The following is a 6,926-nucleotide window of genomic DNA, read 5'->3' as shown; positions in this document are numbered from 1 at the left end:
TGGTGCTGGATGAAGCGGATCGCCTGCTGGAGATGGGCTTTGCTCCCGACATCAAGGCACTGCTCGGCTTTATTCCGGCGGATCGCCAGACCCTGCTCTTCTCCGCCACCTTGCCTGCCGAGCTGGAGGCGCTGGCCAACGGCCTGCTGCGCGAGCCTACCCGTATCGAGGCCAACCCCCTTAACAGCGTGGTGAACGAGATCGAAGAGCGGCTCTATCTGGTCAACAAGAGCAGCAAGGTACCGGCGCTCATCAGCCTGCTCAAGGATCAGGCGTGGCCGCAGGTGCTGGTCTTTATCAGTGCGCGGGATGATGCCGACGGGGTTGCCAGAAAGCTGTCCAAGGCAGGTATCGCTGTGGCTGCCCTCCATGGCGAAAAAGAGCAGGCGGTGCGCGAGCAGGCGCTCGGCGATTTCAAAGAGGGCAAAATTCGGGTGCTGGTGGCCACCGACCTGATGGCGCGCGGCATCCATGTGGAGGCGCTGCCGGTAGTGATCAATCTGGACTTGCCCGCCAGCGCCCCCGTCTATGTACACCGCATCGGTCGTACCGCCCGGGCTGGCCGCGAGGGGCTGGCCATCTCGCTGGTTTGTCATGGCGAGAGTGACATGCTGCAAGCTATCCGCACCCTGACCGGCCGCGAGCTGCCGTTGGGCGATCTGGCGGGATTCCCGGTCACTGACCAGCCTGCCAGCGGGGAGGGCAAGCGCCCCCCTCGTGACAAGCAGGCCAATCGCCGTACTCAGGCCAAACGCAGCGTCAAGCAGTTCAAGGGCAAGCGCTGACCTCAGGGTTTGCCTTGCTCCCGCGCGAAGAAGTCACGACGCCACTGGCTCAACACCTCCTCCTTGTGCTGTTGCCACAGCGCAGGATCCATCTGCTGTTGGCTGGTCGCCAGTTGCTGCTCCAGCTCGGCCAGCTCTCGCTGGTAGCGGCTGCGTTGATCCAGCTGCTGCTGGCGCGCCCCGGCAAACACCAGCGTGGCTTCGGCCTGCTCTGAGGGCAGGAAGTGGCGGGCCAGGGTGGCCAGCTCCTCATCTCCCCAAAGCTGACGAGCTTGCTGCAGGCGGGCATCCGGGTTGAACAGATCCACCGCCAGATCCGGGTGATCTGCTGCCCACTGATCCTGCAAGCGGCTGAGAGCGTCCAGTCGCTCGGCCAGCGGTAACTGCTCGTTTTCTTGCGCCAACTGATCTAGCGCCAGGACATAGCGCCCCTGTAGCCGGATCAGGCTCTCACCCTCGCTCAGCCACCCGGCCTCTGTTGCTTCCAGATTGCTCACACGCTGCGCCAGCGGCAACTCGCTGTCGCTGATCTCGCTGGCAAGCTGGTTGATCAGTTCATCCGGCATCGCCTGCCAGCTGCTGGGCACTTCTTTGCTTTTGCCATCCATCCCCTCAGCGTTTGGCATGCGGGGAGGCGGGCTCCCCGGTTCTGCTGGCAATTGCACATCGGCCGGAGAGGGCGTCGTCGACCGTTCTGGCGATAGCGGGGACTGCTCTTCCTGCCAGCCCAGATTCACCAGCAAAAGGGTCAGGATAGCCAGCGCCACTATCCCGTAACGGCGAGTCATCGGCTGATCTCTCCCTTGACCGGGAAGTGGTCTGAGAGGTTGCTGGCGGGCCAGAGGCTGCCATCGCTGCTGCGCGGGATCCAGACCGTGTTGAGGTTGTGGCTGGCGCTGCCGTATTCCCGGCTCACTACCAGGTAGTCCAGATACTCGACGTTGGCGCCACCGGAGAGTGGGCTACCGGCATAGGGGTTGATCCTGGGATCGAAGGTGGCTTCGGTATAGCCGCCATAGGCGGGTTCATGGGCGTTCAGATTGGCCAGCATGTTGGCGTAGTCATCGGCAAACTTGCGTTTGTTGACGTTGAAGTCACCGCCGTAGATGACGGTGTCGCTGGCGGGGATCTTGAGGCTGGCTGCCAGAGAGCGGATCTGACCGAACTGGATCTGGCGCAGCTTGCGGGCCTCGTCGGTGTCAAAGCTGGCGGTGTGGGTGGCGAACAGGTGCCACGCCTTGCCCCCCTTGATCACCTCGGCGTACATCACCCCCTTGTCGGCGAAGCAGTCGGTGCCGGTGCATTGGGGATAGACCAGCTGGGCCTCCCGCACGATGGGATAGCGGCTGACGATCACCACGCCGCCGTCATGAATGTTGACCCCGGGCTTGTCGAGTACTTTGGTCTGGTAGGGATACTCTTTCGCCAGCGCCTGCAAAAAGCCCTCGCGGCGGCCATCGAATACCTCTTGCAGCAGCAGGGCGTCATAGCCCTTGAGATAATCAGGCAGCAAGGTCAACCGCTCGCCGATGCTGGAGGCGATCACCGGCAGTGCCCAGACGTTGTAGCTGGCCACCTTGAGCCTGTTTTCTGCCGGTTCCGGTTGCTCCCGTTTTTGGGGGGGCGTGATCATATAGTGCAGATCGTCGTAGCGGCCGGTGAACTTGGCGGCAAATGCCAGCTCTTGTGGCCCGGCAACGCGATGGATCGCCCGATCGTTTTGCCAGCCGGATGCGCCGGTTGGCGTTTCGCCACCGTGCTGCAAGGTGGTGTTCCACCAGGTTCCCTCCATCAGCTGGTTGAGCCGATAGACGTCGCCACCCGCTGTGGTCACACGGGTTTCGAACAGATAGCTCTTGCCCGCCTTGACCCCCTCATAGCGATTGAAGCTGAGTACCATGGCGCTCTCCCATGGGCCCAGCTCGGTGCGGTGCTGAAGCCACTGACTGCCGGGTTGCAGCTGGCCGCTGCCGCTTTGGCGGATGTCGATCTGAAGCGGTTCAGGACTGTTGTTGGTGAGATAGACATCGGTATCGGCCAGTGCCAGTTGCGGGAACTGGCTGACCAGCAGCAGGGCGGCATAACTGAGGGTTTTCTGCATCACAGGATCCTTTTGGTTGCAGGGCAATGGAAAGTGACTGTTATGGCGAATGCAGAGGTCAGTTTGTTTACATTTTGGTTACAAGTAAATGAATTGGTTTTGTTTGGAGCTTTGTGGAGGTGTAAAGCGAGCGAGGCAGCACGCTTAAAGAGAGGCAGCACGCTTAAAGAGAGAGGGAAGAGCGAGGGAAGGCGCCCGTGTCAGGCGCCTTCAGGAGTTAGCGGTGGGCCAGCGGGTAGGTGAAGAGCGCCAGATGGGCGAAGTTGAAGGCGAAGTGGATCAGGATGGCCACGGAGAGTCGCCCGCTGAGCTGGAATGCCAGGCCATAGCAGCAGCCTGCCAGGGTCGCAAACAGCGCCAGCAGTGGACCACCGGGCAAGTGGATGGCTCCGAATAGTAGCGCGGCCACGACGATGCCAATCCAGGGGCGGTAACGTTCGGTCAGCCCCTGCTGGATCGCGCCGCGAAACAGCGCCTCTTCCGCCACGCAGGTGAACAGCAGATTGTTGAGTGCAAACAGCCACCACCAGTGGGGCAGACCCACTTCCGGTTTCAGTGCTCCCAATTGCCAGGCGATGACCAGCAGGGTACCCAGCGGCAGCAGTAACAGGGCCAGCGGGCGCCAGCGGATTGCGCCCCCCTTGCCCAGCAGCATCGGGCAGGCCAGCAGCAAGCCAAAGAGCAGCAGCGGTTTGTCGAGGTTCAGATACATGTTGAACGGCACGCTGGCGGGGCCTGCCAGCGCCTGATCCAGCACCTTGAGATTGTTGAAGCCGGGGATCAGGTGCAGGGTCAGCGCAATCGCCCAGAGGATCAGCACCACTCTGGCCGCCATCGCCCGGCGGGCGGGGAGGGTTGGCGTACGCCACGCAAGCAGTAATCCTGCGACCGAGACCAGCAGGGCAGGTAGTGTCATTCGGTCAAGCCACAGTGCCAGCAGCAGGGAGAGTCCCAGCAGGGCCAAGGCGGGAAGACGCTGGCGAAAGAGGGCAAGCAGCACGGCCAGCGCCAGCGCGCCCCAGATAAATGAGTCGGGGAGGGGTAACATTGGATCTCCTTGATCGAGGCAGGCGGCAACCTTAACAAGTGGGCGTCAGCAGGACAACCGCGCAGGAGGTGGTCGGATCCCTTCTCTATACTCATCAACAGGGTAAAGGGAGAGCAGCTGATGAAGCACTGTCTGTGGTTGTTGTGTTGTTGGTGTGTCTGGCTGCAGGCCGCACCCTTGCTGCTGGTGACCGGTGAGTTCACCCCTTATACCGGCAAGGCCCTGCCTGAAGGTGGCGAGAGCACCCGGCTGGTGACGACCCTGCTGCAAGAGGCCGGATATCGAGAGCTCCAGGTCGACTACCTGCCCTGGCCCCGCGGCTATCAGTTGACCCGCAATGGGTTGGTCGCGGCCACCTTCCCCTACGCCTGGACTGCCGAGCGGGCCAAGCTCTTCCACTACAGCGCTCCCATTCATATAGATCGCCTCTCCTGGTTTACCTATCGGGGGAGCGAGGCCATTCAGGCTGGCCGCTGGCAAGGGTTGCGTGTCTGTATTCCGCTGGGGTGGAGTACCAGCCATGCCGACGGGGTGATCAAGCGTTTCGGGCTGGATCTGCAGCGCCCCAAGACCCTGGCACAGTGCCTGCAACTGCTGGATCGCAAACGGATCGATCTGCTGCCGATGAACGAGACGGTGACCCGGGATGCCAGCCGCCAACTGTTTGGCGATCCCTGCCATCTGCAGGCATTGCCCCACTTTCGTCAGAGCGACACCTTTTACCTGATCATTTCACGGCAGTACCCTGAGGCCGCCAACCTGCTTGAGCGTTTCAATCATGCCCTGGCTGCCGCCCGTGCCGATGGTCGCTATGACCAACTGGTCTCCCGAGCCGGAAAGGGGATCGATTGCCGTTGAGAGTACCTGAGCGGAAAACAAAAAGCCGGAGCAGTGGCTCCGGCTTTCTTTATACCTTCAGGGGCGATTAGCGGCCTGATTCGGCGATGACGCGGGCGATGATATCGGCGCGCTTGCCGGCTTCCAGCTCGCCCAGGGCGATCAGGCCAGCCTTGAAGATGACGTTCTTCGGCAGGCTGACGTCGTCCAGTGTGGCGATCGCTTCAACGTGCATGCCGTTCAGGCGGCTGGCATCGCGCGGGCTCAGGTTGACCTGGGTGTTCATCACCTGCTTGCCTTTCTTCTTGGCAGGTGCAGCCGCTTTCTTGGTGGATTCCTGTTCTTCGTCTTCCGGCAGTTCGTCATCAAAATCGTAAATAGACATAGTCAATCCTGTTGAGTTAGGCAAAAGGGCACATTTGCCCGACATTGGGTCAATCAGCCCATATCCTCGTTACGGATAAAGGCGCGCCAGGAGGTGAGCACCTGGGCAAAATCTTCCAGCCCGCACATGGCCAGCTGTTCATCATCGTAGTAGGCGAGATCGTCAAGATCCTCACCCAGCTCGATATTGAGGGCGTTGGCTTTCACCTCCGCCTCTTCATGGGTCAGCAGCAGGGAGTAGTCACCGCCGTTGAGCCGGTATTCGACTCGGGTGCGGTTGGAGAGCTGATCAATGATGGAGAAGAGCTCGTCGAGCTTCTCCTCATCCTTGCCAACCTCGTCGATCAGCCACTGACCGATGGCTTCATGGCCCATGGAGAACCGGGCGCGATAGCCACCAAACGGGTCGCGGCGAAATTCATAATCCATAGCACAGTCCAGATCGGAGGGATGGGCCATCACGGGCAGGCGGGTGCAAGCACGCAATTCCTGCTCCATGGCGGGGCACACATCGGGTAAAGTGGCCTATTCTAGCGATCCCCCTCTCGCTTGTCTTGATGATGTGGCATCTTTGCGCCCATGTGCTCTCAATCGCCCCGTGGTGGCGCCGCCAGATCAGCCCCTTGTCCGGAGATGTTATGCAGCTAAACGATAACCTTGCCCGCCAGATCGTCGCGCGGGCGATGAAGATCCTGTCGTTCTCGGTCAACGTGATGGACGAGCATGGTCTCATCATTGCGTCCGGCAATCCGGAGCGGATCCATCAGCGCCACGAAGGGGCCGTGCTGGCGCTCACCGAAAACAGGGTGGTGGAGATCAGCGAAGCGACTGCCCTGCAGCTCAAAGGGGTGCGCCCCGGCATCAATCTGCCCATCTCCTATCAGGGGGAGCTGATCGGGGTGATCGGTATCTCCGGCGATCCGGAGGAAGTGCGTGCTTACGCCGAGCTGGTGCGAATGACGGCCGAACTGATCCTGGAGCAGGCGGCGCTCACCGAGCAGTTGCAGTGGGACAAGCGCCACAAGGAGGAGCTGGTGTTGCAGCTCATTCGTGGTGAGGGACGAGTCGATCAATTGCAGCAGGCGGCCCGTTTTCTCGGGCTGGAGTTGGCCCAGCCTCGGGTGGTGGCCGTGCTTGCGCTGGAGGAGGCGGATCCGGCGCGTCTGCGGGAGCTGGTTCATCAGCTGGAAAATCCGGAGCGGGACAATCTGGTCGCCATCAACGGGCTCGACGAGATAGTGGTGCTCAAACCGGCACAATTGAGTGATGGCGTCTGGCAATCGGCGCAGGAGCGCAGCCGGATCAAGCAGTTGCTGGCGCGTATTCCTCACTTCAAGGTGCATATCGCGGTGGGCGATTACTTCGCCGGGATCGACGGGCTGGCGCGCTCTTACCAGACGGCGCGAGATACCCTGCGCCGTGGCATGCGGCAGGCGCCGCGCAAACAGGTCTACTTCTTTGAGGACTACCGTTTGCCAGTGCTGCTGGGCAGTCTGGCGGACTCCTGGCAGGCGGATCAGCTGCGCACACCGCTGCAGAAACTGGCCCGGGAAGATGGCAAGGGGGTGCTGCAGAAGACCCTGCGCCATTATTTCTTGCAGGATTGTGATCTGCATCGCTGTGCCGAAGCGCTGTTCATTCACCCCAATACCCTGCGCTATCGGCTGGGGCGGATAGAGCAGATAACCGGGTTGAATTTCAACAAGTTAGACGACAAATTTTTGCTCTATCTCGGCCTTAATCTCGACTTGTGATTGTGAAGTTGGACAAA

The 6,926-nt window shown here is 61.0% G+C and carries 8 protein-coding genes; 3 read left to right on the top strand and 5 right to left on the bottom strand.

What is annotated here, in order from left to right; genetic code table 11:
• Positions 1-785 (top strand): DEAD/DEAH box helicase (locus AACR14_RS07820; protein WP_026034973.1); only part of this gene is annotated, 785 nt, incomplete at its 5' end.
• Positions 786-787: 2 nt separating this feature from the next.
• Here the strand turns inward: AACR14_RS07820 and AACR14_RS07815 are convergent.
• The 3 genes from AACR14_RS07815 to AACR14_RS07805 all read right to left on the bottom strand — a co-directional run bounded on the left by AACR14_RS07815 (position 788) and on the right by AACR14_RS07805 (position 3,934).
• The gene (locus AACR14_RS07815; RefSeq protein WP_019445749.1) at positions 788-1,573 is read right to left on the bottom strand and encodes a hypothetical protein; all 786 of its coding nucleotides are present in this window, start codon (positions 1,571-1,573) and stop codon (positions 788-790) included.
• Positions 1,570-2,886, bottom strand: a complete 1,317-nt coding sequence (locus tag AACR14_RS07810) for a sphingomyelin phosphodiesterase (RefSeq protein WP_019445748.1) — start codon at positions 2,884-2,886, stop codon at positions 1,570-1,572. The genes AACR14_RS07815 and AACR14_RS07810 overlap by 4 nt, the downstream gene beginning before the upstream one ends.
• Positions 2,887-3,103: 217 nt before the next feature.
• On the bottom strand, positions 3,104-3,934 hold the full coding sequence (locus tag AACR14_RS07805) for a CPBP family intramembrane glutamic endopeptidase (protein ID WP_019445747.1): 831 nt from the start codon (positions 3,932-3,934) through the stop codon (positions 3,104-3,106).
• 120 nt (positions 3,935-4,054) lie between these two features.
• Between AACR14_RS07805 and AACR14_RS07800 the strand changes: the two genes are divergently transcribed.
• The gene (locus AACR14_RS07800; RefSeq protein WP_005357922.1) at positions 4,055-4,792 is read left to right on the top strand and encodes a substrate-binding periplasmic protein; all 738 of its coding nucleotides are present in this window, start codon (positions 4,055-4,057) and stop codon (positions 4,790-4,792) included.
• Positions 4,793-4,859: 67 nt separating this feature from the next.
• Here the strand turns inward: AACR14_RS07800 and AACR14_RS07795 are convergent, their stop codons facing one another.
• Positions 4,860-5,156, bottom strand: a complete 297-nt coding sequence (locus tag AACR14_RS07795; RefSeq protein WP_005348860.1) for a hypothetical protein — start codon at positions 5,154-5,156, stop codon at positions 4,860-4,862.
• Between the two features lie 53 nt (positions 5,157-5,209).
• A complete protein-coding gene (locus AACR14_RS07790) occupies positions 5,210-5,584 on the bottom strand; it encodes a YacL family protein (protein WP_026034971.1) in 375 nt (124 codons plus the stop codon).
• 209 nt (positions 5,585-5,793) lie between these two features.
• Here AACR14_RS07790 and AACR14_RS07785 point away from each other — a divergent pair, with 209 nt between their 5' ends.
• A complete protein-coding gene (locus tag AACR14_RS07785) occupies positions 5,794-6,909 on the top strand; it encodes a sugar diacid recognition domain-containing protein (RefSeq protein WP_019445745.1) in 1,116 nt (371 codons plus the stop codon).
• Positions 6,910-6,926 lie beyond the last annotated feature (17 nt).

It is taken from the genome of Aeromonas sp. 159 (assembly GCF_963862045.1).
GTDB lineage: Bacteria > Pseudomonadota > Gammaproteobacteria > Enterobacterales > Aeromonadaceae > Aeromonas > Aeromonas veronii.
This window is presented reverse-complemented; position numbering and strand designations above follow the sequence as displayed.